This window comes from Kocuria sp. ZOR0020 (genome assembly GCF_000800955.1).
Lineage (GTDB): Bacteria > Actinomycetota > Actinomycetes > Actinomycetales > Micrococcaceae > Kocuria > Kocuria subflava.
Window position 1 is genome coordinate 1 of record NZ_JROX01000159.1, and the last position, 25,866, is coordinate 25,866.

A 25,866-nucleotide genomic window follows, 5' to 3' on the forward strand; every position below is an offset into this window, starting at 1 on the left:
CCCAAGCGCCCTCACCATGACCGATCAGCAACACGGGCCGATCAGGCGAGAGCTCGTCAACCAGGGCGTGGAGATCGGCCGCGTGCGCTGACAACGACGGTCCACCGTCCAACGGGGAAGGCGCGTGGCCCCTCAGATAGGGGGCAACTGTCACGTATCCGTGAGCTGCAAGGTGGCGTCCCAAGGCATCAAAGGTGGCGGGGTGGTCAGCAAACCCGTGCAGAGCCACAACCACCGGGCCACCAGGGTTTCCAACTGCCCGCACGGCGAATCGAGCCTGTGCGGTGTCAACGTGAACATCAGTCACGGCGTAATCCACCGGCGGTCTCCCCCCATCATGTCCGGCACCTCGACCTATTCAACAGCATGAAGTTGGCCGAGCCTCCTCAGCGCACGTCCACAGAACCGTGCTGAATGCAGAGGAATACTTCTCCAGTGATGCCACTGATTGACACAGAACGCTTTACTGGACTTTGGTCCAGGGTGAAACAGAATAAATGCACCCATCTGCATGGAAATCAAGGTCTAGATCAGACTTTTTTAACCGGAAAATCCAGTGGTGGGCATTGTTTGATGCGACTGCCGCAGCGCACCATTCCGCGCGTGATGTGTCACCAAACGGAAATGAACCCGCATGCATCCACCCATCCCCCGTTGTGCGATCCGTTGTCACCACAGCCCGATGATCGATACTGTGTGCGTGTTTGAACTAGTCAAACCTGGTTGGATCGCAATTGGATCCATTGGCCACACCTGTCACCCCTGGGCCCGTGACAGTTGTGTCCAGTTGTCCCCCGTCTCCGCAGTCCGTGGGTGAAACCATTCATCCGCGGGAAAGGACTCAACCATGAAAACCCTCATGCGAATTGGCGCTGCCGTTGCAGCCACTGCATTGGCCATGTCCACCGCCCCTGCCGTTTCTGCCCATGAAACCGGGGCAGATCACTCCCACCAGAAACCCAGTTGGCAACAATTCGAATCGGAAACTTTCCGCGACACGGACGGGCAGTACATTGTGGACGGCGACATTCCCGTTCCCAACACGGGCTCCCTGTTCAAGTTCTACGATTCGCTGCCCAGCGGACCGGTGGCCCCGGAGTCCGGCGGAACAGGTGACCTGATTGCCAACACGGACGTCTACGGCAACGCCACCCTGTGGCCTGCTTCCCAGGCCAAGAACCTGACCTATTGCGTGTCCAACAACTTTGGCTCCCGCAAGGCCACGGTAGTCAACGCCATGCAGCGAGGGGCCGCCATGTGGGAGAACTCCTCGTCCGGCATTGACTTCCGCTACGTGTCCTCTCAGGACGGCAACTGCAACACCCGCAACAACTATGTGGTGTTCTCCGTGGAACCCACCTCATCCACCGGATACATTGCACGCGCGTTCTTCCCCAATTCGCCCAAGTCCAGCCGTAACGTGCTGGTGGCCGACCAGTTCTACTCCTCCGGATGGCAGCAGGAGGCCATCATGGCTCACGAACTCGGCCACACATTGGGCTTCCGTCACGAACACACCCGACCTGAGGCCGGCACGTGTTTTGAGGACAACAACTGGACACCCCTGACTCCGTACGACTCGGTGTCGATTATGCACTACCCGCAGTGCAACGGAGGCTCAGCCAACTTGAGCTTCTCCCCCTATGACCGCAGCGGTGTCCAGCGAGCCTACGGTTCCTGACACGCTCTGACCGGCTGCCATCACCGCCAGGCGCCGTGGACGGGGGTGAGATCCCCCGCATCCACGGCGCCTGGCGGTGTGTTGGGCGTAGCATCGAGCGGGTGAATTCCCACCCCCACCCCGCGCCCGAGGGCAACTCACCAGACCCCAACCGTGGGCGCATTCTGGTGATTCTGCTGTCCTCCTTGTTCATGGCGCTGATGGCCGTGAGCATCGTCAACGTGACTCTCCCGTCCATCCAGGAGGGTTTGGGAGCCACGGACACCGGGCTGCAGTGGATCCTTTCCGGATACGCCTTGTCCTTCGGCATTGTGCTGGTTGCAGCAGGCCGTGCCGGTGATCTGCTGGGCAGGGAACGCATCTTCATTGCCGGAATTGCACTGTTCACGGTGTCATCACTGGCGGCAGCCCTGGCGCCGTCGATCACCTGGCTCAATGTGGCCCGGGTGGTCATGGGTGTGGCCTCCGGACTGGTCAACCCCCAGGTGGCCGGGCTGATTCAACAGCACTACCAGGGTGTGGAGCGGGCCCGAGCCTTCGCCTCCTTTGGTGCCGTGGTGGGTGTGGCCGTGTCCGTGGGACCGGTGATCGGCGGCTTCCTCCTGGGGATCTTCCCTGTGGAGGTGGGTTGGCGCACCACGCTGGGCATCAACGTCCCCGTGGGCGCGGCCATCACGGTGCTGGCTTGGCGTTGGATGGACCTACGGCCCCGGCCCAGGGGCGGCCGCAAGCTGGACATTGATCCTGTGGGGGCAGCCCTGTTGGGCACCGCGGTGCTGGCCATCATGCTCCCGTTCATGCTGGCCTCACGGCATCCATCCGCATGGTGGTTGGTCCCGGGAGGCTTGGTGCTCACCTGGATCTGGGTGCGCTGGGAGCGGCGCTACCAGGCAATCGGCAACCAGCCCATGGTGGACCTGGATCTCTTCCGGATCCGCAGCTACACCCTGGGTTCCATGATGATTGGCGTGTACTTCATGGCGGCCACCTCCATCTGGGTGATCCAGGCCCAACTGGTGCAGCAAGGGTTCGGCGAATCGGCACTGACGGCAAGCCTCCTGACCCTTCCGGCGGCCGTGTTCACGGCGGTGTCGGCTCAGCTGGGCGGCCGCCTGGTGGTCCGCATCGGACGCTGGACCGTGGTGATCGGGCTGCTCATCATGCTGGTCGGCTTGATCGCCACGGTGATCATGACCCCGCTGATCACTCAGCAGAGCGTTCCCCTGTGGATCCTGGCCGTTTCCATGGCGCCCATTGGCATCGGCGGCGGGTTGGTGACCAGCCCCAACCAAACGCTCACACTGCGGGAAGTGCCGGTGGCACAGGGCGGTACGGCTGCAGCCATCACCCAGACCGGTCAGCGCATCGGCACCGCCGTGGGAACCGCCGGGATGACGGGTGTGTACTTCCACCTGTTGCCGCATGGTGCAGACGTTGCCGCGGACACCACCTACTCCCTGATCGGGGTGGTGTTGGTGGTTGCTCTGGTGATTTCAGTGGTGGATGCGCTGGGGACCCAACGGCGCCAGCACACCTCCAGGCTATGAGCCTGCCGTTGCCCGGTTGACCCCATCCAACAGGGATTTCAGGTCCTCCACCGGAATCTGTCCCGGGGCGGATGCCCGGCCCACAGACCCGAAAGAGGCTGCGGATCCGAACACGTGTCCACTGATCCGGGAGACTGCACCCAGCCCGGCCATGGACATGGTGATCACAGGGATTCCGGCACGCTCCGTGTGACGTGCGGTGGCAAGCAGGAGGGTGGCCACATCTGCGGCCGTCTGCGGCATCACGGCCACCTTTGCCATCCCGGCCCCCATGTCCTCCTGTTCTTTCAAGATCGCCATGATCTCCTCCGCAGGCGGAGTGGAATGGAAGTCGTGGTAACTGGCAACCACCGGTACATCGTGCTCGCGGGCCAGCGTGAAAAGTGCTTGCGCACCGTCCCTGCGGTATTCGATGTCCACCAGATCAGCACTGTGCGCCCGGATCACGGACTCCAGCAGCTGCGTGTACTGATCGCCTTCCGGACCCGCTCCGCCCTCCGCCGTGGTACGCACTGTGAACAGAACGGGTACGGCACCAGCCGCCTGCCGCAGCTGGGTCAACACTTCCGTCAGGCCTGGCCCGTCAGACCCGGCACCGTGGCAGGCCAACCAATGGTCGGCCCTCCACTCCACGATGTCGGCACCGGCCTCCACAGCACCCCGAACTTCCGCGACCAGATCATCAGCGGCAACTGAAGTCAACGGCACGATGACGGCGGGGGCAGCAGCGCTCAGCACTTCTGCCCCCACCTTGACGGAAGCACTCACCGGTTCAGCTCCGTCAGCTCAGGGCCGCTACGGCGTCGTCGTAATTGGGTTCCCGGGTGATCTCCGGAACCAATTGCGTGTAGGTGACCGTGCCGTTCTCATCCAGGACCACCACGGCACGGGCCAGCAGACCCTCCAACGGTCCGTCCACCATCTCCACGCCCCAATCCTGACCAAAAGTGGAACGGAAGCTGGAAGCCGCCACCACGTTCTCGATGCCCTCGGCGCCGCAGAACCGCTCCTGTGCGAAGGGCAGGTCAGCTGACACACACAGCACCGTGGTGTTCTCCAGGCCCGCAGCCAATTCATTGAAGCGGCGCACCGAGGCGGCACAGACGCCGGTGTCCAGGCTGGGGAAGATGTTGAGCACCACGCGGCCCCCGGTCAGATCCTGCGCACTGACGGTTGAGAGGTCCGTACCCACCAGGGTGTACGACGGCGCCTGCTCACCTTCAGCGGGCAACTGGCCAACGGTGTTTACGGGATTGTCCTGAAATGCAGTCTCCATGGCCCCACCATAACCAAGAATCGGGTGACGCCCACCACTCGCGTAAAATTGGACGCGTCCATTGCGACGCCCGAACCCGTCCGCCGTGTGCACCTGCGCCGGCATTGAAAGGTCTACTCATGATCCCGGAACCACTTCCCCCCGCAGCCGGCGAGAAACTCCCCGTGAAAAACGTCCGCGGTGCCGTGGTGCTGTGGGTGGTGATCGATGTGCTCCTGATCTGCGTGTTCGCCACTGTGGGTCGTGCAGCGCACGGAGAGAACCCCTTGGGCTTCCCGGACACCGCATGGCCGTTCCTGGCAGCCGCTGCCGTGGGCTGGGTGGGAATCGCCATGGCCGGGCGACCCGGGATCTCGATCCAAGGAGGTCTGCTCTTGTGGATCGTGACCGTTGTGGGTGGCATGGCCCTGCGCACGGTCTCCGGGCAGGGAGTGGAGCCATCATTCATCCTGGTGGCGGCCACGGTGCTCTTGGTGTTCCTGGTCGGGTGGCGGGCCATCGTCTGGACCGTTCTACGACGACGACGCCACACCCGCTCCGCGTCCAACACCTCGGCCTGACCCCCGGCACAGTCTGCGCCACCCTTAACCAGTCAAGGAGACACCAATGCTCACTGCCATCGTGATGGTCCGCACCGAACCCCAGCGCATCCCGGAGGTCGCGCAGGAGATTTCGGAGATCCGGGGTGTCTCGGAGGTCTACTCCGTCACTGGCGACTGGGATCTGATTGCCATGGTTCGCGTGCAGCAACACGATCACCTGGCAGAGGTGATCGCGGACAAGCTGTCAAAGGTTGAAGGTGTGGTGGAGACTGTGACTCAGATTGCCTTCCGCATGTACAGCCAACACGATCTGGATGACGCCTTCTCCTTGGGGATGGATTGACCCGCGGCTCAGTCAGTACCACGGGAATGCTCAACCCATCGGTGGAGCACGTTCGCGGCAGCACCTGAGTCGATGGAGGTGGCTGCTCGCTGCACGGCGGACTCGAAGCGCTGTTCGAACGGCGCCTGAGCTGATTCGTCAAGTGCCACCAGCGCCGCTGCGGCGTTCAGCAACACGGCATCTCGGACCGGCCCCTGCTCCCCCGCCAGAATGCGGCGCGCGACGGCGGCGTTGTATTCGGCGTCCTGGCCCCTCAGATCCTCCACCGTGGCCAGGGCCATGCCCAGATCTGCTGGATTGAGGATGTGCTCGGTGACTTGACCGTCACGGACCTCCCAGATCTCTGAGGTACCGGTGACGGTCAACTCATCCAAGCCGTCCTCGCCGCGGAAAACCAAAGCACGGTCACCACGGTCACGGAAGACCCCGGCCATCATGGGCGCCAGATCACGGTCGGCAACACCGATGGCGGAGGCCTTGACCCGTGCCGGATTGGTGATGGGCCCCAGGAAGTTGAAGGCCGTCGCCACCCCCAGTTGTTTACGGGTGCCGGCTGCGTACTTCATGGACGGGTGGAAGGTCTGGGCGAAACAGAACGTGATTCCCACGTTCTCAGCGCAGGAAGCCACCATCTCCAGGGGCATGTCAAGTTGCACACCCAGGGCCTCCAGACAGTCTGCAGAACCTGACTTGGAGGATGACGCGCGGTTGCCGTGCTTGACCACCTTGGCTCCGGCACCGGCGGCAACCAGTGCAGCCATGGTGGAAATGTTCACCGACCGCAGGCGGTCCCCTCCCGTACCGACGATGTCCACGGCCGACCCAGGAACAAGAATGTCCCGAGCGTGAGCCACCATGGCATCGGCAAGGCCTCTCAGTTCCTCAACGGTCTCACCCTTGGCACGCAGTGCCACCAGAAAGCCGGCCAAGACCACATCAGCGACCTCACCGGACATCACGGAGTCCATGGCTGCATAGGTCATCTCGGACGTCAGATCCGTGCCACCAATCAGGTCCGTGATCATCTGGAACCAGTCCACCTCTCGGGGGGCGCGAGCTGCTGGGTACGACGTCGAAGAATGTGTGGAAGTCACGCCTGCGATTCTAACGGGGGCATGACGTGTGCCATAAGTTGCCTGTAATCGGCCGCCCTGCTCGTCCTGGTTGCCGAGTTGCCACGTACCGGGCACACCACTGCTCAAGCCCTGTCACACCTGGGAACGCAACAGAGGAACCTCCACCCAGATACTTGGAAGTCAGAACTTCGGTTGCTTCACGGGGTGTCTCGGTTGGTCCGGGCGACCGTTTGGCGACATAATGTCGTTCGTGACGACAGCAACCCATGCCCCAGCAGCGCGGCAGCCCGCCCCGGCCATCAATCGCCCGAACCTCACCGCAGTGGGGACCATCGTGTGGTTGGCCTCCGAGCTCATGTTCTTTGCGGGTCTGTTCGCCATGTACTTCACCCTCCGCGCCACCCAGCCTGAGCTGTGGACCGAGGAAGCAGCCAAGCTGAACATTCCCCTGGCACTGGCCAACACCACTGTCCTGGTGTTGTCCTCCGTGACCTGCCAGTTCGGTGTGTTCGCAGCAGAGCGCTTGCAGCCTCGCCGCACCGGCAGCATCTTGCAGGTCGGCAAGTGGGGCATGATCGAGTGGTTCATCCTCACGTTCTTCATGGGCGCGGTCTTCGTGTCCGTGCAGACCTTTGAGTACGCCGAACTGGTCTCCCACGGCATCACCATCGCCGCCAACGCCTACGGCTCGGCCTTCTACATCACCACCGGCTTCCACGCCATCCACGTGACCGGCGGTTTGATCGCCTTCCTGATCATCATTGGACGCGCCTATTTGGCCAAGCGGTTCGGGCACTTTGAGGCCACCTCGGCCATCGTCGTGTCCTACTACTGGCACTTTGTGGATGTCATCTGGATCGCGCTGTTCATCATCGTGTACTTCCTCCGGTAACGCGTTCCACCGCTCAAGTCCCGCTCCGCTCAACCCTTAAGGAACTTCTGACGTGAAGGCTCTCTCACAGAAGCGACGCCACCCGCTGGCCCTGCTGGCCCTGCTCATGTGCGCTCTTCTCCTGACCGGTGGTCTCTACGCTGTCGCCACGACCACCAACCAGGCCAAGGCCGCCGATGACTACACGGCTTCAGAGGTTGATGAAGGCTCCAAGTTGTTCATCGCCAACTGCTCCACTTGTCACGGCATGAACGGTGAAGGCTCCGACGCCGGCCCGTCCCTGGTGGGCGTGGGTGCTGCATCGGTCGACTTCCAGGTCAGCACCGGCCGTATGCCCATGCAGATGCAGGGCCCCCAGGCCCAGGTGAAGCCGGAGCAGTTCACTGACGAACAGACCCGCCAGCTGGCCGCCTACGTGGCCTCCTTGGGCGCCGGACCGGCCGTTCCTGAGGACGAGTACCTGGACGTGACCCAGGGCGATCCCGCCAACGGTGCCAAGGTATTCCTGGCCAACTGCGCCATGTGCCACAACGCAGCCGGCGCCGGCGGCGCCCTGACCCGCGGCAAGTACGCTCCCTCCCTGATGGGCGTGGACGAGGCTCAAATTTACGAGGCAATGCAGACCGGCCCCCAGAACATGCCGGTCTTCAACGACGCCAACATCACGCCTGAAGAAAAGCGCGATGTGATCACCTACTTGAAGTCGATCGACAACAACACCGATCCGGGCGGGTTCGGTCTGGGCTCCTTGGGCCCGGTCTCCGAGGGCCTGTTCATCTGGACCATCGGCCTGTTGATCATCATCGGCTTTGCCGTCTGGCTCACCTCACGGTCTGCCTGATCATCAACTGCACTACGCCGGGCAACCGGTGAACAAGCGCCACATTTCACACTAGAAAAGAAGAAGAGGGACCACATGGCTGACCACCGTGACGGCCTTCCCCAGGGGAAGAAGGGAAACGTGCTGGACCGCACCGCGTCCGCACCGGAGATCTTCCAAGACCCGGGTCTGCCTCCGCACCGCCCCCGCAGCACCGACGTCGACTCGGGTGCGGCCAAGCGAGCTGAGCGCCAGGTGGCGCTGCTGTTCGCCGTATCCATCATCGGTTCCGTGCTCTTCTTCATTGGGTACTTCGGTATCCGCGTGGACGGGGACATCTACTCGGTCACGGATCCTGAGGCCACCTCCACCTTGCGCCTGCAGAACCTGCTGCTCGGCGGCGGCATTGCCCTGGGCATGCTGGGCATCGGTGTGGGCGTTGTGCACTGGGCCCGCACCTTGATGCCGGACCACGAGCTCGTGGAAGAACGCCACGACGTCGTGACCGAGGCTCAGCGTGCTGAGGCGGAGCAGATCATGGGCACCATCCTGGACGAGTCCGGGATCAAGCGCCGTCCGCTGATCCGCAACACCCTGATCGGTGCAGCTGTCCTGGCCCCGCTTCCGTTCGTGGGTCTGCTGCGAGACCTGGGGCCGTTGGATCTGACTCCCCTGCGCCACACCCTGTGGGAGGACGGCGTTCGCCTGGTACGTGACCCCTCCGGCACGCCCATCAAGGCCTCTGATGTCACCTTGGGTTCCACCTTCCACGTGCTCCCGGAGAACCTCTCCGGCCTCAGCCACGACGACGGCTACCTGGACGAGAAGGCCAAGGCCGTTGTGCTGCTCATGCGTTTGGACCCGGACACGGTGAACGTGAGCCCGGGCCGCGAGGACTGGAACGTGGACGGCATCTTTGCCTACTCCAAGGTCTGCACCCACGTGGGTTGCCCCATTGCTCTGTACGAGCAGCACACGCACCACCTGCTGTGCCCCTGCCACCAGTCGACCTTCGACCTGGCCAACGAGTGCGAGGTAATCTTTGGACCGGCCTCCCGTCCGCTGCCCCAGTTGCCCATCTCCGTCGATGACGAGGGCTACCTGGTGGCCACCGGTGACTTCCCGGAGCCGGTCGGTCCCACCTATTCCCAGCGCGTGATCGCGGTCAACGAGATGGAAGAGGAAAACGGTAACTGATGTCTGCCTCCACCACCACGTCCACTCACGGCACGTCCGCTGAGTACCAGGCCGACACCAACGTCGGCAAGATCGCGAACTTCGTGGACACCCGCGTGGGTCTGTCCCCGATCATCAAGGAATTCGGCCGGAAGATCTTCCCCGACCACTGGTCCTTCATGTTCGGTGAAGTCGCGCTCTACTGCTTCATCATCCTGCTGCTCTCCGGCACCTTCCTGGCCTTCTGGTTCGACCCAACCATGGCCACCACGGAATACACCGGAAACTACGTCCCCATGCAGGGCGTGGAAATGTCAGCGGCCTACGCCTCCACGCTGCACATCTCCTTCGACATCCGCGGCGGTCTGTTCCTGCGCCAGCTGCACCACTGGGCAGCTCTGCTCTTCTCAGTGGCGATCATGGTGCACATGGCCCGCATCTTCTTCACCGGTGCCTTCCGCCGCCCGCGTGAACTGAACTGGGTGGTCGGCTGCCTGTTGTTCGTCATGGCCCTGGTGGCCGGCTTCTCCGGCTACTCCCTGCCCGATGACGTGCTCTCCGGCAACGGCCTGCGCATCGTGGACGGCCTGGCACGTTCCATCCCGCTGGTTGGCGCTTACATCTCCATGCTGATCTTCGGCGGCGAGTTCCCGGGTCACGCCATCATCGGCCGTATGTACATCGTGCACGTGTTCATTGTGCCGGTGATCATCCTGGCCTTGATCGTGGTGCACCTGTTCATGGTGGTTGTGCACAAGCACACCCAGTTCCCCGGCCCCGGCCGAACCGAGAACAACGTGGTGGGCTTCCCGGTCGGCCCGGTTTACGCGGCCAAGGCGGGTGGCTTCTTCTTCATCGTCTTCGGTGTGCTGGCGGCCATTGCCTCGATGGTGCAGATCAACGCGATCTGGAACTACGGCCCCTACGATCCCTCCCCCGTGCAGGCAGGTTCCCAGCCTGACTGGTACATGTTGTGGACCGATGGCGCGCTGCGTCTGATGCCGGGTAACTGGCCGTTCAACTGGGAATGGGACCTGTTCAACCTGGTTTCCCTGCCCATGGCCGTGCTGTTGCCGATCCTGGCTCTGACGGTCTTTGTGATCGGCATGTTCATCTGGCCTTGGGTGGAGCGTTGGGTCACCAAGGACAACCGGGTGCACAACATCCTGGACCGTCCGCGCAACGCCCCCACCCGCACGGGCTTGGGTGTGGCCGCCATGGTCTACTACGGCGTCTTGATGATCGCCGCCACCGGTGACCTCATTGCCACCCACTTCCACGTGGCTGTCAACGATGTGATCTACCTGCTGCGGTTCCTGTTCTTCTTCGGACCGATCATCGCGTTCATCATCACCCGCCGCATCTGCCTGTCCCTGCAGCGCAAGGACCGCGAGATCGTGCTCCACGGCCGTGAGACCGGACGCGTGCAGCAGCTGGCCCACGGTGAGTTCATCGAGGTGCACGAGCCCCTGGACGAGTACCGCCGCTACACGCTGGTGTCCTACGAGGACGCCCAGGTGATGCCTGCTCAGGAGAACGCCAAGGGCAAGATCACCGGCTCGGAGAAGGTTCGCGGACGCTTGTCCCGCTTCTTCTACGAGGACCGCGTGGCCCCGGTGACCCCCACCGAGTTGGAGGCCGCTCACCACGAGCACGCCCACGACGTCGACGAACTCGAGTCCGCGGGAAGCACCTCGACGCGCCACTGATGATCACAGGGGTTCACAAGAACCTCGGTGGTCCCCACCAACAAGGGCCCGGTTCAGCGCTGCTGAACCGGGCCCTTGTTACAACGACCTTGAAACGATCCGACACGTCGCACCAGCTCCTCCTGTGCATGTGAGTACGCTTACAGGCAGACGGAACACCCGTTGCGACCACATGCACATGCGTTTCGCGCATCCCGCGCGCAGCTGACACTGACGGAGGGCACGATGACTGGCACCATCATTTTGATTGCACGTACTGCTGATCTGGTACCCCGCTCCAGCTCTGCCCAACTGCCGGGGCGTCATGCCGAGCCAGATGATCAGGAAGCGTTGGCCCACCTGTTCCATGCCGCCTATGAAGCCGTGGGTCTGGACAGTGCCAACGGCGGGGTGGACAACCTGGATCAGGCCAAGGAGATCGTGGCCGGACTGTTCGCCGGCGAGTACGGAACGTTTCTGCCGGAGGCCTCCCCGGTGGTACTGAATGACGAGGGCGAAATCGTGGCCGCGTCACTGGTGGTGGAGCGCAGGGCGGGTGAAGGCCTGCCGGATGCCCCGTACATTTTTGAGCTGTTCACCCACAGCGCCCACAGGCGTCAGGGTCTGGCTGAGCGCTTGGTTCGGGAATCCGCAGCCGCTCTGAAAGAGGCCGGCCACGAACGGGTGAGTTTGCGCATCCGTGAGGACAACTCCCCCGCCCTGGCCTTGTATCTGACCTTGGACTTCAACCGTTGGCAGCAGGAAGCCGAGGACGACTACCTCTGACGGTCAGAGACCCAGATCACGCAGCACGGCGGCAGTCTCAATGGCTGCCGCCGTTGCTTCGTAGCCCTTGTCCTCCTGCGAATCGGCCAGTCCTGCGCGATCCAGCCCCTGCTGTTCTGTGTCGCAGGTCAGGACGCCGAATCCCACGGGCTTGCCAGTTTCCACGGAAACCTTGGTGATGCCATTCGTAGCAGCCTGGCAGACGTAGTCAAAATGGGGGGTACCACCGCGAATCACCACACCCAAGGCCACCACAGCGTCGTAGGTGGCAGCCAGTCGAGCAGCAGCCACCGGCAGCTCAAAGGAGCCCGGGACTCGCACCGTCACGCTGTTGCTGATGTTGGCATCCTGCAGGGCACGCCGGGCACCGTCCAGCAGACCGTCCATGATGGTGGTGTGCCAACTGGAGGCGACCACGGCAACGGACAGTCCTTGGGTGTTGATGGTGGACAGTTCTGGGGTGGGTGCGCCGTGACCGCTCATGATGGCTCTCCTCCGATGTGTTCTTGATGTGGGGGCAGCACGTCGTCGATGTGCTGCAGTTTGTGGTTCATGCGGTCCCTCTTGGTGACCAGGTATTCGTGGTTCTCGGCTCTGGCATGGACCTCGTTGGTAACGATTTCCACCACGTCAATGCCAAGTGTTCGCAATGCCGCTTCCTTGGCCGGATTGTTGGTCAGCAAGCGCACCTTGTCCAAGCCCAACTCCCGCAGGATGGTGGCAGCCGCTCCCCAGTCCCGGGCTTCTGCGGGTAGCCCCAACAATTCATTGGCCTCAACGGTGTCCGCACCACCGTCCTGGAGGCGATAAGCCTTCAGCTTGTTCACCAAACCGATGCCTCGCCCCTCATGGCGGCGGACGTAGATCAGGGTTCCCCCGTGTTGAGCCAACATGTTCAGCGCTTGGTGCAGCTGCGCTCCACAATCACAACGGAAGGAACCGAACACATCCCCCGTGAGGCATTCGGAGTGCAATCGCACCAGGGGCGGGTTCTCCGAGATCATGGGTCGATCGGTGCCCGGGTCAAGGGCGGTCAGGCTGAGGTGCTCACCGATGGTGGTCCCGTCAGCATCCGGGACCTGCCAGCCGCGGACCTGGAACCTGCCCTCAGGCATGGGAATCACCACGGCTTCAGAGGTGGCCGTGATGGTGCGTGGGACTGCAACTGCAGGCACCACGTCAGCCGCATCACCCTGGTCCGTGGCTTGCGCCGCAACATGACTGACCAGGTCTTCAATGCTTATCAGAGGTAGTCCGTGCTCCGTGGCGAATTCCCGCAGGGCGGGCAGACGCATCATGGATCCGTCGTCGTGCACCAACTCCGCAATCACACCAACGGGCTCCAGCTCGGCCAGGCCGCACAGCTCCACAGCGGCTTCCGTGTGACCGGGACGTTGCCTGACGCCACCGGCCACCGCACGCAGCGGCAGCATGTGCCCGGGGCGGGTGATGGCTTCAGGCCCGGAATCCTTGGCCGCCAGGACACGGGCGGTTCTGGCACGGTCAGCTGCACTGATCCCCGTGGTGACCCCAAGGCGGGCATCGCAGGTGACGGTGTAGGCCGTTCCCTTGGAATCCTGGTTGACGGCCGTCATGGGCGGCAGACCCAGAGCATCGGCGCGCTCTGCCTGCATGGGAACGCACAGCACCCCGGAGGTGTGGCGCACCGTGAAGCCTGTGAGTTCTGCCGTGGCGTGCTGGGCCGCAAAGATCACATCGCCTTCGTTCTCCCGGTCCTCGTCATCAACGACGACGACCGCCCCACCTGTGCGGATGGCCTCCACCGCGGCCTCAACAGGATCCAGGAAGGTCTCTTGTGGTTGTACAGTCACTGGTGGTCACCTCCGGCAAATGCCGCCAGGCGTGCGGCGTACTTGGCCATCACGTCCGCTTCCAGATTCACCCGAGATCCCTCCGTCTTGTGCCCCAGCCCGGTGGCTGCCAGCGTTGCGGGGATCAGACCGATTTCGAACCAGTGCTCGGTCTCCCGGGCTGCACTGACCGCGGTGACTGTCAGGGACACACCGTCCACGGCAATGGCACCTTTCTGAGCCAGCAACGGTGCCAGTTCCCGCGGGACGCTGATCCGTACCGTCTCCCAGGCGCCGTGATCCACGCGCTGAGTGATGGTGCCCGTTGCATCCACGTGACCCTGGACCACGTGCCCGTCCAATCGCCCGGCGACAGGCAGGCAGCGTTCCAGGTTGACGGTGTCTCCGGGTTGCAATCCGCCCAGAGTGGTCCGGGCCAAGGTCTCCCCCATGACATCTGCTACAAACTCTCCAGCGGCTGGTCCACCGGTGGCCTGACGGGCACCGTCATTGTCCGCAGTGACGTGATCGGCCCGCGTGAGGCACACGCCGTCAACTGCCAGTGAGCCTCCCGGCGGCAGATCATCCACGATCTCCCCCGCCTGGATGCGCACGGTCACGGTGCCATCCCCTGCCCCGGGTGCACCTGGGTGAAGGGCCACCACAGTTCCGGTGGTTTCCACGATTCCGGTGAACATCAGTGGTTCTCCTGACGGTTGGTGAGGGTGTGAGGTTGGGGTTCCAGGTGCCACAGCAGGTCATCGCCCAGGTGGTGCAGTGCGCCGCCGTCGCTGACATCAGCGCGGTAACGGCGGGCCTGTCCCAGTGTGTGAATGCCCAGGTTCGGGAAGGAACTGCGCCCTGCGCCAAGAATCATGGGGGCCTGATAGATCGTGAGTTCATCGGCCAGGTCAACTTCCAGAAAGGCACCCACCACGGTGGCGCCACCTTCCACCAAGGCGTGCCGGACGCCGTCGTCGTAGAGCTGGGTGAGAGCGGCGCGGGGATCCCGGGTGTTCAGATGCCGGAAGCGGCCATCCGTTCCGCGCATGCGGGCCGCGGCCGGGACGCAACGATGCCCCATGGCCACCCGCAGCGGTGCGGGATCTGCTGGGGGATCGGGGGCAGCAGCGGCCTGGTGCCGCACGGTCAGGCGCGGGTCATCGGCCAGAACGGTGCCGGTGCCCACAACAATGGCCTCCACCCTGGCCCGGATGGAATGGGCGTGTTCTCTGGCAGCAGCACCGGTGATCCACTGACTGGTCCCATCGGCTGCAGCAATACGACCGTCCAGGGTCTGCGCCGTCTTGACCGTCACGAACGGGCGCCGCTGCTCCTGCGCCATGATCCAGCGGTGGTTGAGTTCGGTGGCTTGGTCTGCCATCAGGCCGTCCTCCACCTGCACGCCGGCAGCGCGCAGAGTGGCCGCTCCGCCGGAAGCCGCAGTGGTGTCCTGTGCCGCATGGACCACCCGAGGAATCCCTGCAGCCAATATCGCCTGGGCGCAGGGCCCGGTCCGGCCGGTGTGGTTGCACGGTTCCAGAGTCACCACCATGGAGCACGCCTGTAGGTCCGTTCCGGCTGCCTGGGCCTGCCGGATGGCGTCCACCTCAGCGTGGGGCGTGCCTGCCCCGCGGTGGTGGCCCACATGAAGTACGCCGCCATCCGGTCCCACCACCACGGCACCCACCAGGGGGTTGGCCCCGCGCGGGCCCAACCGTGCGGCATCCAGGGCCGCTCGCATGGCCGACTGGTCTGCGGGTGAAAAGGACTGTCCCACCTGCTGAGTCATTCCGGCTTCCTCTCAGCCGATTCCACCGTGACCGTGACATCCGGGAAGGCTGTTTCCACGGAGACCACCTGGTTGTTCGCGGTGTTCACGAAGCCGTGGGCTCCGGTGGCCGTGCCAGCGGATTCTTTGCGCTGCACGCGCCACCACACGAAAAATCCGATCAGGGTGAAGGCACCGTAGAACAGGTACATGGCCGCCGAGGCCCAGTAACCGGTGCTGATCAACAGGGGTACGCCCACAATGTCCACGGCCACCCACACCAGCCAGAACTCTGTCCACCCCCGGGCCATGCCCCATGTGGCAACCACGGAGCCCACAAAGATCCAGGCATCGGCCCAAACAGGCTCGTAGGATCCCAGTGCGCGGAAGATGGGGGTCAGCACCACAGTGCCCAGGATCAGAAGTACCACCAGGAGGATGCGCTCACGTCCTGAGGCCCAACGTGGTGTCACCGCGGCTTTGCCGCTTCCGCGGCTCTGCTGCCAGCGGATCCATCCGTAGATGGCCACCGCAATGAACATGATCTGGCGGCCTGCTTGGCCCAGGAGGTTCACCGGATTCGGGGATCCGAAAACGGCCCCCATGAACACTGTGAACAGCAGGACGTTGCCGATGATCCCCACGGGCCATGCCCAGATCTTGCGGCGCATTCCACCCAGGGCGGAGAGCAGGCCGAACACATTGCCCAGCACCTCACGCCACAGGATGAAACCGTCGCCAATGTGCAACTGTGCTTCAAAAAGCCACCGCAAGACGTCCACGCCGGGGCCTCCACCGCTTCCCATCCGGTGTGCACGTCACCAGATGCCTGCCGAATTGATCTCGTCATCGGCCGGGCTGTGCTGGCGCCGGCCGTCTGGCGACCGGCGCGTTCGAGACTGGTGGCATGGGAGAGTCGCGGCACGCCACATGGGCGGACCGCTGGTGCCCCTCCCATCCAGACTGTTCTGTCGGCACCGGAATTTTCACCGGTTAGGCCGAGGTAGCAACCAGTGGGATCTGCTGTAGTGGAGATCTCCCCTGTTGCTGCACTCGGTTAGCGGGCTGTCACCGCCGGCTCGGAATTTCACCGATCTCGAGGCACGTCGTGTCGTCAGTGCCGATTATCGCACGCAGGCAGCAGCGGGCGTGCACGTTCGCCGGCGGCGCCAGGACCCGTTGGTTCGAGTCCTAGGATGCGTTGGTTGCGGCCTCACGCAGTGCGGCGATCGCGGCAGCCGGATCTGAAGCACCGTAGACCGAGGAGCCGGCCACAAAAACATCGGCGCCGGCCTCGGCTGCCCGCACAATGGTCTCCTCGGTCACACCACCGTCCACCTGCAACGCCACCTGACCGCCGCCTGCCTTGATGGCCTCCGCTGCGCGTCGGATCTTGGGCAGGGTCACGTCCAGGAACTTCTGGCCACCGAATCCCGGTTCAACGGTCATGACCAGCAGCATGTCGATCTCCGGTAGCAGGTCCAGATAGGGCTCCACGGCCGTGGCTGGGCGAATCGCCAACCCGGCCTTGGAGCCTGCGGATCGCAGTTCCCGTGCCAGGCGAATGGGTGCCGTGGCCGCCTCAGCGTGGAAGGTCACCGAGTCACAGCCAACCTCCGCATAGGCCCGTCCCCACCGGTCCGGGTCCTGGATCATCAGATGAATGTCCAGGGGAATGGGCGAAATCTTCTGCAGGCGCTCCACCACGGCCAGACCCAGCGTGAGGTTGGGGACAAAGTGATTGTCCATGACGTCCACATGGGCGGCATCCGCCGTGGCAATCCGCGCGAACTCTGCTTCCAGGTTGGCAAAATCGGCGGACAGGATGGACGGGTTGATGCAGCAGCGGCTCATGATGTTTCCTTCACTCCGGACGGTGGCCAGGACCTGCGCCCCGCCCAGTCAGTTGTTCTTGCGGAAATGGGCGATGAACATGGCGTCGGTCCCGTGGATGTGGGGCCACAGTTGGGCAGTCGTTGCAGGGTGGCCGGTCGTTGCAGGATTTTCCGATGTTGCGGGTTCGCCCGTACGTGCCCGGCTGCCGACATGAATCTGGGCTGGATCGGCGTCGCCGTCCAGGGCCCCGGGCAGTGCGGCGGCCCTCACGGCAGCACCGGTGTCCACCAGGTTCAGTTCCGGGTGTGCCTTCAAGACGTCATCCACGGCCACCATGGTTTCGGCAGCGTGGGGTGAGCAGGTGGCGTAGACCAGCAGACCGCCGGGCTTCAGCGCACCCACGGCGGCGTCGAGCAGCTCGCCTTGCAGCACGGTCAGGTCAGCCAGGTCCTGAGGCGTCCGGCGCCACCGAGCTTCCGGACGACGACGCAACGCACCCAACCCGGTGCACGGTGCATCCACCAGAATGCGATCAAATCCGGCTTCCCCGGAGCTTTGACCGGCATCAGCCGCCGTGATGCGCCTGCCATCAGCGCACCGGACGGTCCAGGCCTGCGGATCCACCACGGCAAGTGCCTGGCGGACCAGGTCGGCTCGGTGGGAGGCCACCTCGTTGGCGGTCAGATGTGCTCCGTGCTGCGCTGCCAGGGCAGCCAACAGGATGGCTTTGCCGCCGGGTCCGGCGCACAGATCCAACCATTTCTCCCCGTCAGCCACGGGTGCTGACTGGAGCACGGAATGAGCCACCAGCTGGGATCCAGCGTCCTGGACTCGGACGGTGCCGTCACGTACTTCCTGGACTCGGCGCAGGTCACCACCGGCACTGGTTGCAGCGTCAGCCACCAGGGTGCTGGGGGTGGCGCCGTCGTCAAGGGCTGAGGTCAACTCCCCCAGCCCCGGCAGTGCCACCAGATGCACCTGGGGTGCGGCGTTGTCGGCCTCCAGCAGCCGCGTGATCTCAGCGGGGTTGCGCCCGTGGACGGTGAGAGCTTGGCGCAGGGCGCGGACGATCCAGGTGGGATGGGCACCTTCCAACGCCAGGCGGGTGACGTCGTCGGTGTTGCGGGTCAGGACCTCAAGCCACTCGGTGAGGTCATGGGCCATGACTTTGCGCAGCACCGCGTTGACCAGCCCGGAGGGTCCGGCGCCGATTTCAGCGCGGGTGAGTCCCACGGTTTGATCAATGGCCGCGTGATCCGGGATGCGCATGGCCAGTAGCTGGTGGACACCCAACCGCAGAGCGTCCAGAACGGGGGGATCAATCTTGGCCAAGGGGCGGTCCACGCAGTGCGTGAGCACGGCGTCCCATGTTCCTTGGTGCCGCAGCGCCCCGTAAGCCAGCTCTGTGGCCAGTCCGGCGTCCCGGCGGTTCAGCTGGAGGCGGCGCAGGTGGTCAGGCAGAACCAGGTTGCCGTAGGCGTCGTCCTCAGCCACGGCGCGCAAGGTTCGGAACGCAGCAAGCCGTGCAGGATCAGTGCGCCGGGTCCGTTGCGACGGAGCTGAGGAGGAATAGCGCCGCTCACCCATTGCCTGGCGGTTGCGCTGGCGGCCGCGGTTGTCCCGGTAACCGCCCGATTCACCGGTCCCACCGGAGCGACCGGAACCACCGGAACGACCTGGCCCATCCGAAGGACCGGAGCCACGTGAGCTGCCGGCACCACGGGACCGGCCCGTATCACGAGACGGGCCAGCACCGCCGCTTCCACCGGCACCACGTGATCCACCTGTGCGGCGCGTGTTCCCGGGACCTTGGCTCATGCGAATTTGACCTCTGAAGTGTCTGCCCCGGTCATGCGACCACGGGCCCAATCGGATGCTGCCATGGACTTCTTGCCAGCCGGCTGCACCAGAGTCAGCTCAACGGGATGAGTTCCGGTTCCCACCAGCACGGACCCGTGGTGAATCATCACCTGGCCGGGTGGTGCTGGAACTTCCTGGGCGTCGGGCTCGTGGCGCTGAACCACGTGGCCCGTGATCTTGAACCGGGCCCCGTCCAGTTCCGTCCAAGCCCCGGGTTCAGGGGTCACGGCGCGCACGCGTGCTGCAATGCGCTCGGCAGGCTGGTTCCAGTCGATGCGCCCGTCTGTGCCGGTCAGCTTGGGTGCCTTGGTGCCCTGCCCCGGCTGCGGGGTGGGTGTGACGCCGTTGGCCAGATCCCGCAGGGACTCGGCCAGCACGGGTGCTCCCACCTCGCTCAGGCGGTTCAGCACGGTGCCAGCCACATCATCCGCTCGGACAGGATCCGTGAACCTTCGCAGGACCGGACCAGTGTCCATACCTTCGTCCAGCACAAACGTGGTGGCAGCGGCTGTGGTCTCCCCGGCCAGCAGGGATTGTTGCACCGGTGCCGCACCGCGCCATGCGGGCAATGCCGAGAAATGCAGATTGACCCAGCCCATGGGCAAGGCTTCCAATGCCGCAGGCTTCAACAACGCACCATAAGCCACCACAGCACCCACCTGGGCGCCGGTGACCAGAATCTGGTCAATGACCGCGGCATCCACGCGATCCGCTTTGATCACTGCCAACCCGAGCTCAGCGGCAGCCTGGGCCACGGGTGAAGGCGTCAGGGTCTTCTTCCGTCCCACGGGGGCGTCTGGGCGGGTCAGGACGGCCACGACGTCCAGGTCTTCCTGGTCAGCCAGATGTTTCAGCGGCTCAACAGCCGCCTGCGGCGTGCCTGCAAAAAGCACCTTCACAGGGCACCTCCTGAACGGTCAAGGCCCGCATGATTGCGGACTGGACGGTTGGCGCGGTTCGTCGTCGTTGTTGTTGTGGTGGAGGCTGCGGCAGTGGGGGCTGCCGGTGCACCAAAACTGGAGCCGCGCCCGGAGGCCAAAGAATCCCCCCGCTGCTGATGCACGTCCGCCACCACGGATGTGTAGTTCAGGCTCCGAATGGCCTGCATGGCCTGCTTCTTGGACGTACCCCGCAAACGGTCCACGTACAGCGTGCCGTCCAGGTGGTCTGTTTCGTGCTGGAGGCAGCGCGCCAACAAGCCGTGACCCTCAACGGTGACCGGGTCTCCCGTGACGGTGAAGCCGGTCACCTGTGCGTAGTCAGCACGCGGGGTGGGATGCCCCATGCCAGGAACGGACAAGCACCCCTCCGAGCCCTCCTGCGGTTCATCCCCTACAGTCAGTACGGGGTTGACCACATGGCCGGACTCCCCCGCGATCTCATAGACAAAAATGCGCAGGCCAACACCGATCTGCGGGGCAGCCAGCCCCACGCCCTGGACATCGTGCATGGTGTCCACCATGTCGTCCACCAAGTTCTGAAGGTCATTCCTGGTGGCGTCATCAAAGGTACGGACGGGTTCCGCCACGCTACGCAGCACGGGGTCACCAATGGTTCGGATGGGGCGTACTGCCATGAAGTGGGGCTCTCCTGGGTTGTTCACACGGGTGTGGGCCTCCACAGTCAGGGCTGAAGGCCAAAGTTCTTCACGTTGTGTCCAAGTTTAGGGCGCAGCGCTTCAGGCCGGTGGAGGCGGTACCGGACGCAGTTGGGCGCCGGCTGCGTCCAACAATGTTTCGTGCGTCCAGACCCGGCGAAGCGCGCAGAACTTGTGCCAGTGGGCAGCCAGTACCTCCGGGACCGCTTGTTGCGCCACCACTTCCGTGGGCCCCACGGCCACTCCCAGCAACAAATCAGCCTGACCGTAACGCCACGGTTCCCACTGTCCCGTCTGCGCGTCCACCAGTTGTTCCTCAGCCTTGAGCCCCGCCACCAGCTGCGTGACCACCTTGGGGTCCAGAGCCTTGACCCGACCATTGCGGTCCGTGCCCTTGGTCTTGTAGTCGATCAAACAGACCTTGCCCGCGATCTCAGCCACCAGATCCAGAGTTCCTGCGTAGCCCACGGTGTGGTTCCAGACCGTGATCTCCGCTGCCAGGGGCTTGGGTGAGTAGAGATCCCACCATTCATCGAACCGCGCGGCATAGGCCTCCTCGCCGTGGTCGCGCAGCACCGCGCGGGCCTGTTCAACATCTGCAGGCTCACCCATGGCCTGCAGCGCGGTTTGCTCGCAATAGTTGTGCACGCGGTCCCCGCGTTCAGCCGCCCGATCCCGGTAGCGTTCGGCGGCACCGGCAGCATCACGGGCCACGGTCCTCATCCGCGACGGCGACCCCAGGGCACCCGCCAGCCGGTCATCCTCCAGGACAGCTTGAGCCGCCAACCAACCGTGCCAGCCACCCAGGTCCACTGCCGCCCGGGACAAGACGGTGGTGATGGACGGGACGGTGGCCACCTCCCCCTCTGCCCGGGCGTACATGCGTCCATGAGCCGTCTGCTCGGCCAGTCTTGGCTGCGTCATGCTCTCCCCATCGGTGTGAATCGCCTGGTGGTGACGGACGCTGCGGCCCGTACGGTGGTCAAAAGCCAAGAGCCCCACCCGGAAGTCCATCCCGGGTGGGGCTCTTGGTCACAAACACGTGCGCGATACTGGGATCGAACCAGTGACCTCTTCGGTGTGAACGAAGCGCGCTACCGCTGCGCCAATCGCGCTTGCGACCTGGAAACCATAACGCAGGTGACCCGGTTCGTGCCAATCGGCGTCCACACGCCGCTTGGTGCACCGATCCCTGCACCGATCCCTGCACCGATCCACGGACCACGTACGGGCCACCGGGAGCCGATTTGCGCGGAGCCGATCAGGTCCCCTAAAGTCTCTGGCGTCGGAAACGGCAACAGCCAAAGGCGAAGTCACCGGGCAACCGGGACCAGCAAGAAGCTGTGCTAGAGTTTCCGATCGAACGTTGGCCAAGGAAACGGAAACCAACGATCAAATGCGGTTGTAGCTCAGCTGGTAGAGCATCACCTTGCCATGGTGAGGGTCGCGGGTTCGACTCCCGTCAACCGCTCTGAGAAGCCGACACTTCCGGGTGTTGGCTTCAAGGCCAAGTCCTTCACGGACTACAGGTCCCGGTGGGGTGGCCGAGTGGTTAGGCAGCGGCCTGCAAAGCCGTCTACGCGGGTTCGAATCCCGTCTCCACCTCGGTAAATCCCACCAAGCTCGTAAGTTTCCGACTTTCAGCGAGCGCGATTGGCGCAGCGGTAGCGCGCTTCCCTGACACGGAAGAGGTCACTGGTTCGATCCCAGTATCGCGCACCACCTCCCACCAGGGAGAACAGCCCCCGGCAACCACAAGTTGCCGGGGGTTGTTCGTCTTCCATGGTTCAGGCTCGTGTTCACGGCCCGGGCTGGTCCGCACTGCGTTGGCTGGTCGGCACCGCGTTTGAGGGTCGACACTGCGTTAGCGGGTCGGGAGCGCGGCATACGTGGGTGTCCGCCCCGGACATGTCCGGTTACGCCCCCTGTGAGTTCGGTTCCGCCTCAAAGCCGCTCAATTCCTGGTCGCAACCGAACATGGAACTGGCATAACCGTCCCCGGTTCCATGCCAGGCCCCATCGGGCGAGCGGCAGGACCAGGTGTCTTGGCCCCGCGTGTCAGAGGGCGGCGTCCCACGACTGTGGCATGCAGCAACACCCGTTTAGCCGCGAGCGTAGATCGGCTCCCTGGGCCCTTGTGTCCTGGACAACGTGTTCCTGTTCAAGCACAGTGGTGGCAGTCAGATTGATGACGAACTGACTGATCCCAACCGAAAGGAGACAACCCATGGTGGACCTCGGAGGATTTGCAGACAAGGCCAAGCAGGCCGCTTCGGACAACCCGGAGGCTGTCGACAAGGGCGCAGACTTTGCCAACGACAAGACCGACAACAAGTACGAAGATCAGGTCAATCAGGCGAAGGATTCCCTGAACGGCGATTCGGACAACTGATCGCGTGAGGCTCGTGGTTGACCGATCCGGCCACGTACGGGCACAGGATGAACAGAGCGCCCCTCCCACACGTGAGGGGCGCTCTGTCATACGTCAGGTCCCAAGCCGTCAGCTCTCGGCCAGGCCTTCGCGTGCCAGCGCTGTGAGACGGGAGACCGCACGGTAGTACTTCTTCTGGTAGCCGCCTGCCATCATCTCCGGGGTGAAGATCTGATCAAAGGAAGCTCCGGAGGCCACGATCGGCAGGTCACGGTCATACAGTCGGTCGGTCAACACCACCAGACGCAAGGCCAGGGCCTGCTGGTCCACGGTGTGAACATTGCGCCACACGATCCCGTCCAGGTCCTTGATCAGGTGCCGATAGCGGGAGGGGTGAACGGTACTGAGGTGCTCCACCACGTCGCTGAAGTCGTCCACGGCCACGGTTTGTCCGTCAAAACGCTGGTCCATGAACGATTCGATCTGCTCATCCGGCAGGGAGGCAGGGGCTTCCGGGAGTCCACGGTGACGGAAGTCCTCGCCGTCGATCCGCAAGACCTCGAACTGGTCGGAGAGCACCTGAATCTCGCGCTGGAAACCAGCTGCGGCAAAGCGTCCCTCCCCCAGTGAGCCCGGGAGAGTGTTGGAGGTGGCGGCAAGCTTCACCCCGGCATCGGAGAGTTCACGCATGAGCCGGGACATCAGCACGGTGTCCCCGGGATCGTCCAGTTCGAACTCGTCAATGCACACCAGGCTGTACTGGCTCAGCGCCTGAACGGTTTTGGGGAAGGTGAGTGCACCCACCAGGTTGGTGTACTCCACGAATGTGCCGAAGGCTTTGGGACCCGGGGCCTCATGCCAAAGGGAAGCCAGCAGGTGGGTCTTGCCCACCCCGAATCCACCGTCCAGGTAGATCCCCTGTTTGGTGGCCGCGCCGCCGCCACCACCACCGAACATGCGGGAGAAGAACCCTCCGCCCTTGCCGGATGCCTTGCCGGAACCAGTCACACTGGCGGCAAAGCGCTGCAGTTCCTCCACGGCCTGGGCCTGTGACGGTTGCGCGGGATCCGGACGGTAGGTCTGGAAGGACACCTCACCGAACCGCTCGGACGGACGGAACCCGTCCAACAGTTCTTCTGCCGAGACGGCCGGCCTGCGGTCAACCAGTCGCTGGATCTGCGGGCTCACAAGGACCTCTTTCAACCGTGGTGATGGGCGCCAAGCACCTGGTGCGGTGCCAATCGTGTGCTGTGGCGCAGACCGAGGCTGCAGGTGCGGTCCACACCACATGCGAGCTTACCGGTTCGCCGCTCGCGCACATTCGTTGACCGCCGCGCTAAAGCGGTCACGACGGCGATAGTGTGGTGAACGATTTCTCTGATCCCTCTGTGTGAAGGAGTCCCCATGCCCATCGGTGCGGACACCACTGACCCCAAGTTTGCCGAATACGCGCACCCGCAGCGCCTGGTTTCCACGGCGTGGGTGGCCGAACACGGTCAGGACGCGGGCGTCGTCGTGATCGAGTCCGATGAGGACGTCCTGCTGTATGAAACCGGGCACATCCCCGGTGCCTTGAAGGTCGACTGGCACACGGATCTGAACCTGCCGGACGTGCGTGACTACCTGGACGGCGCTCAGTTTGCGGAGCTGATGAGCAGCAAGGGCATCACCCGGGAGGACACCATTGTGGTCTACGGGGACAAGTCCAACTGGTGGGCCGCCTACGCCCTGTGGGTCTTCACCCTGTTCGGGCACCAGGACGTCCGCCTGATGGACGGCGGCCGGGACAAATGGGTGGCTGAGGGCCGCGAGCTGACCACGGAGACCACCACGCGGGAGCGCACCGACTACCCGCAGGTGCAGCGCGACGACGCCCCCATCCGCGCCTACCAGCCCCAGGTTCTGGAGGCGTTGGGGCAGGTTCCGTTGATTGACGTCCGTTCGGAGCCCGAGTACACCGGGCAGCGAACGCACATGGCTGAGTACCCGCAGGAAGGGGTGCTGCGTGGCGGTCACATCCCCACGGCGGCCTCGGTCCCGTGGGCCCGTGCCGCTGCGGAGGACTCCACGTTCAAGCCGCGCGCCGCGTTGGAGGCGATCTATCAGGAAGAAGTCGGTTTGGATCCCACGCAGGAGGTCATTGCCTACTGCCGTATCGGTGAGCGCTCGGCCCACACCTGGTTTGTTCTCCAGCACCTGTTGGGCTTCCCGCAGGTTCGCAATTACGACGGCTCCTGGACCGAATGGGGCAATTCCGTGCGGGTCCCGATTGTGTCCGGCCCCGAACGCGGCGAGGCGCCGGGGGCTGCTCGATGAGCGCCCAGGACACCACCGACCTTCCGGCCTCCGTGGCGGAGCTGGTGGAGGATTTCCATGCCGTTCCGCAACAGGACCGCCTGCAACTCTTGCTGGAGTTCTCCCGTCAGTTGCCGGCTCTGCCCGAACGCTACGGTGAACACCCGGAGGCCCTGGAGCAAGTGGTGGAATGCCAGTCACCGCTGTTCCTGACGGTCGAGTGGGAGGACCAGGCGGCAACCGGGGAGGATTCCACCCCGGTCCGCCTGTTCTTCTCCGCCCCCATGGAGGCGCCCACCACCCGCGGATTCGCCTCCATCCTGCATGAGGGACTGGATGGTCTGACGGCGTCACAGATTGCGGAGCTGCCTGCCGATCTCACGGAGCGGTTCGCCCTGACCCAGTTGGTCTCTCCCCTGCGGATGCGTGGCATGTCCGCCATGCTGGAGCGCATTCGCAGGCAAGTGGCTCAGCTGCCGCGCACCACGGACTGAACAT

General features: G+C 64.0%; 27 protein-coding genes and 4 tRNA genes. 15 read left to right on the forward strand and 16 right to left on the reverse strand.

Going from position 1 to position 25,866, the window contains the following annotated elements:
- Nucleotides 1–307 (reverse strand): alpha/beta hydrolase (locus tag L979_RS09680; protein ID WP_197052125.1); only part of this gene is annotated, 307 nt, incomplete at its 3' end.
- A gap of 540 nt (nt 308–847) precedes the next feature.
- On the opposite strand from L979_RS09680, the gene L979_RS09685 reads away from it, so the two are divergent.
- On the forward strand, nt 848–1,681 hold the full coding sequence (locus L979_RS09685) for a M57 family metalloprotease (protein ID WP_052209749.1): 834 nt from the start codon (nt 848–850) through the stop codon (nt 1,679–1,681).
- A gap of 101 nt (nt 1,682–1,782) precedes the next feature.
- Complete coding sequence (locus tag L979_RS09690) at nt 1,783–3,228, forward strand: MFS transporter (RefSeq protein WP_047692040.1); 1,446 nt, start codon at nt 1,783–1,785, stop codon at nt 3,226–3,228.
- Here L979_RS09690 and aroD read toward each other — a convergent pair.
- Nucleotides 3,223–3,996 (reverse strand): type I 3-dehydroquinate dehydratase, encoded by a 774-nt coding sequence (gene aroD / locus L979_RS09695; protein ID WP_052209750.1) that lies wholly within the window; start codon nt 3,994–3,996, stop codon nt 3,223–3,225. The two genes, L979_RS09690 and aroD, sit on opposite strands and share 6 nt — an antisense overlap.
- Nucleotides 3,997–4,009: 13 nt before the next feature.
- A complete protein-coding gene (gene tpx, locus L979_RS09700; protein WP_047692011.1) occupies nt 4,010–4,504 on the reverse strand; it encodes a thiol peroxidase in 495 nt (164 codons plus the stop codon).
- Between the two features lie 119 nt (nt 4,505–4,623).
- Here tpx and L979_RS09705 point away from each other — a divergent pair, with 119 nt between their 5' ends.
- Together L979_RS09705 and L979_RS09710 are read left to right on the forward strand one after the other, a co-directional pair.
- Nucleotides 4,624–5,064 carry a DUF3054 domain-containing protein gene (locus L979_RS09705; protein WP_081994231.1) on the forward strand — a complete coding sequence of 147 codons (441 nt, stop codon included), beginning with the start codon at nt 4,624–4,626 and terminating at the stop codon, nt 5,062–5,064.
- 46 nt (nt 5,065–5,110) lie between these two features.
- Nucleotides 5,111–5,389 carry an Lrp/AsnC family transcriptional regulator gene (locus L979_RS09710; RefSeq protein WP_047692012.1) on the forward strand — a complete coding sequence of 93 codons (279 nt, stop codon included), beginning with the start codon at nt 5,111–5,113 and terminating at the stop codon, nt 5,387–5,389.
- Between the two features lie 8 nt (nt 5,390–5,397).
- Here L979_RS09710 and trpD read toward each other — a convergent pair whose 3' ends face one another.
- Complete coding sequence (gene trpD, locus L979_RS09715; RefSeq protein WP_052209756.1) at nt 5,398–6,414, reverse strand: anthranilate phosphoribosyltransferase; 1,017 nt, start codon at nt 6,412–6,414, stop codon at nt 5,398–5,400.
- Between the two features lie 430 nt (nt 6,415–6,844).
- Here trpD and L979_RS09720 point away from each other — a divergent pair, with 430 nt between their 5' ends.
- The 5 genes from L979_RS09720 to L979_RS09740 all read left to right on the forward strand — a co-directional run bounded on the left by L979_RS09720 (nt 6,845) and on the right by L979_RS09740 (nt 11,827).
- Entirely contained in the window at nt 6,845–7,357 is a 513-nt protein-coding gene (locus L979_RS09720; RefSeq protein WP_369792988.1) for a heme-copper oxidase subunit III, read from the forward strand.
- 52 nt (nt 7,358–7,409) lie between these two features.
- On the forward strand, nt 7,410–8,198 hold the full coding sequence (locus L979_RS09725; RefSeq protein WP_047692015.1) for a c-type cytochrome: 789 nt from the start codon (nt 7,410–7,412) through the stop codon (nt 8,196–8,198).
- Nucleotides 8,199–8,273: 75 nt separating this feature from the next.
- The gene (locus tag L979_RS09730) at nt 8,274–9,374 is read left to right on the forward strand and encodes a ubiquinol-cytochrome c reductase iron-sulfur subunit (protein ID WP_047692016.1); all 1,101 of its coding nucleotides are present in this window, start codon (nt 8,274–8,276) and stop codon (nt 9,372–9,374) included.
- The gene (locus tag L979_RS09735) at nt 9,374–11,062 is read left to right on the forward strand and encodes a cytochrome bc complex cytochrome b subunit (RefSeq protein WP_047692017.1); all 1,689 of its coding nucleotides are present in this window, start codon (nt 9,374–9,376) and stop codon (nt 11,060–11,062) included. The genes L979_RS09730 and L979_RS09735 overlap by 1 nt, the downstream gene beginning before the upstream one ends.
- A gap of 225 nt (nt 11,063–11,287) precedes the next feature.
- Nucleotides 11,288–11,827, forward strand: coding sequence for a GNAT family N-acetyltransferase (locus tag L979_RS09740; RefSeq protein WP_047692018.1), 540 nt, complete (start codon nt 11,288–11,290; stop codon nt 11,825–11,827).
- 3 nt (nt 11,828–11,830) lie between these two features.
- On the opposite strand, the gene ribH is transcribed toward L979_RS09740, so the two are convergent.
- The 11 genes from ribH to L979_RS09795 form a co-directional block, all read right to left on the reverse strand.
- A complete protein-coding gene (gene ribH / locus L979_RS09745) occupies nt 11,831–12,310 on the reverse strand; it encodes a 6,7-dimethyl-8-ribityllumazine synthase (RefSeq protein WP_047692019.1) in 480 nt (159 codons plus the stop codon).
- On the reverse strand, nt 12,307–13,659 hold the full coding sequence (gene ribB, locus L979_RS09750) for a 3,4-dihydroxy-2-butanone-4-phosphate synthase (RefSeq protein WP_052209751.1): 1,353 nt from the start codon (nt 13,657–13,659) through the stop codon (nt 12,307–12,309). Before ribB ends, ribH begins: the two co-directional genes overlap by 4 nt.
- A complete protein-coding gene (locus L979_RS09755; protein ID WP_047692020.1) occupies nt 13,656–14,336 on the reverse strand; it encodes a riboflavin synthase in 681 nt (226 codons plus the stop codon). Before L979_RS09755 ends, ribB begins: the two co-directional genes overlap by 4 nt.
- Nucleotides 14,336–15,430, reverse strand: a complete 1,095-nt coding sequence (gene ribD, locus L979_RS09760) for a bifunctional diaminohydroxyphosphoribosylaminopyrimidine deaminase/5-amino-6-(5-phosphoribosylamino)uracil reductase RibD (RefSeq protein ID WP_047692021.1) — start codon at nt 15,428–15,430, stop codon at nt 14,336–14,338. Before ribD ends, L979_RS09755 begins: the two co-directional genes overlap by 1 nt.
- Nucleotides 15,427–16,191: a nicotinamide riboside transporter PnuC gene (gene pnuC, locus L979_RS09765; protein ID WP_156125532.1), complete on the reverse strand. Its 765-nt coding sequence runs from the start codon at nt 16,189–16,191 to the stop codon at nt 15,427–15,429. Before pnuC ends, ribD begins: the two co-directional genes overlap by 4 nt.
- A gap of 409 nt (nt 16,192–16,600) precedes the next feature.
- Nucleotides 16,601–17,263: a ribulose-phosphate 3-epimerase gene (gene rpe / locus L979_RS09770; RefSeq protein WP_047692023.1), complete on the reverse strand. Its 663-nt coding sequence runs from the start codon at nt 17,261–17,263 to the stop codon at nt 16,601–16,603.
- 48 nt (nt 17,264–17,311) lie between these two features.
- Nucleotides 17,312–19,063, reverse strand: a complete 1,752-nt coding sequence (locus tag L979_RS09775; RefSeq protein WP_081994234.1) for a transcription antitermination factor NusB — start codon at nt 19,061–19,063, stop codon at nt 17,312–17,314.
- Nucleotides 19,060–20,004: a methionyl-tRNA formyltransferase gene (fmt, locus tag L979_RS09780; RefSeq protein ID WP_047692024.1), complete on the reverse strand. Its 945-nt coding sequence runs from the start codon at nt 20,002–20,004 to the stop codon at nt 19,060–19,062. The genes L979_RS09775 and fmt overlap by 4 nt, the downstream gene beginning before the upstream one ends.
- Entirely contained in the window at nt 20,001–20,681 is a 681-nt protein-coding gene (def, locus tag L979_RS09785; RefSeq protein ID WP_081994237.1) for a peptide deformylase, read from the reverse strand. Before def ends, fmt begins: the two co-directional genes overlap by 4 nt.
- Before the next feature lie 102 nt (nt 20,682–20,783).
- Nucleotides 20,784–21,626, reverse strand: a complete 843-nt coding sequence (locus L979_RS09790) for a cytochrome P450 (RefSeq protein WP_047692046.1) — start codon at nt 21,624–21,626, stop codon at nt 20,784–20,786.
- Between the two features lie 119 nt (nt 21,627–21,745).
- Nucleotides 21,746–21,817: transfer RNA gene (locus L979_RS09795), tRNA-Val, on the reverse strand.
- A gap of 283 nt (nt 21,818–22,100) precedes the next feature.
- Between L979_RS09795 and L979_RS09800 the strand changes: the two genes are divergently transcribed.
- The 4 genes from L979_RS09800 (at nt 22,101) to L979_RS15095 (ending at nt 23,094) form a co-directional block, all read left to right on the forward strand.
- Nucleotides 22,101–22,173: transfer RNA gene (locus L979_RS09800), tRNA-Gly, on the forward strand.
- A 63-nt stretch (nt 22,174–22,236) separates the two neighbouring features.
- Nucleotides 22,237–22,307: transfer RNA gene (locus L979_RS09805), tRNA-Cys, on the forward strand.
- Between the two features lie 42 nt (nt 22,308–22,349).
- Nucleotides 22,350–22,424 (forward strand) — tRNA-Val (locus L979_RS09810).
- 505 nt (nt 22,425–22,929) lie between these two features.
- On the forward strand, nt 22,930–23,094 hold the full coding sequence (locus L979_RS15095) for an antitoxin (protein WP_081994239.1): 165 nt from the start codon (nt 22,930–22,932) through the stop codon (nt 23,092–23,094).
- A 108-nt stretch (nt 23,095–23,202) separates the two neighbouring features.
- Here the strand turns inward: L979_RS15095 and zapE are convergent, their stop codons facing one another.
- Nucleotides 23,203–24,261: a cell division protein ZapE gene (gene zapE / locus L979_RS09815; protein ID WP_047692025.1), complete on the reverse strand. Its 1,059-nt coding sequence runs from the start codon at nt 24,259–24,261 to the stop codon at nt 23,203–23,205.
- 216 nt (nt 24,262–24,477) lie between these two features.
- On the opposite strand from zapE, the gene L979_RS09820 reads away from it, so the two are divergent.
- Both L979_RS09820 and L979_RS09825 read left to right on the forward strand, forming a co-directional pair.
- A complete protein-coding gene (locus L979_RS09820; RefSeq protein WP_047692026.1) occupies nt 24,478–25,389 on the forward strand; it encodes a sulfurtransferase in 912 nt (303 codons plus the stop codon).
- Nucleotides 25,386–25,862, forward strand: a complete 477-nt coding sequence (locus tag L979_RS09825; protein WP_047692027.1) for a SufE family protein — start codon at nt 25,386–25,388, stop codon at nt 25,860–25,862. The genes L979_RS09820 and L979_RS09825 overlap by 4 nt, the downstream gene beginning before the upstream one ends.
- Nucleotides 25,863–25,866: the final 4 nt, after the last annotated feature.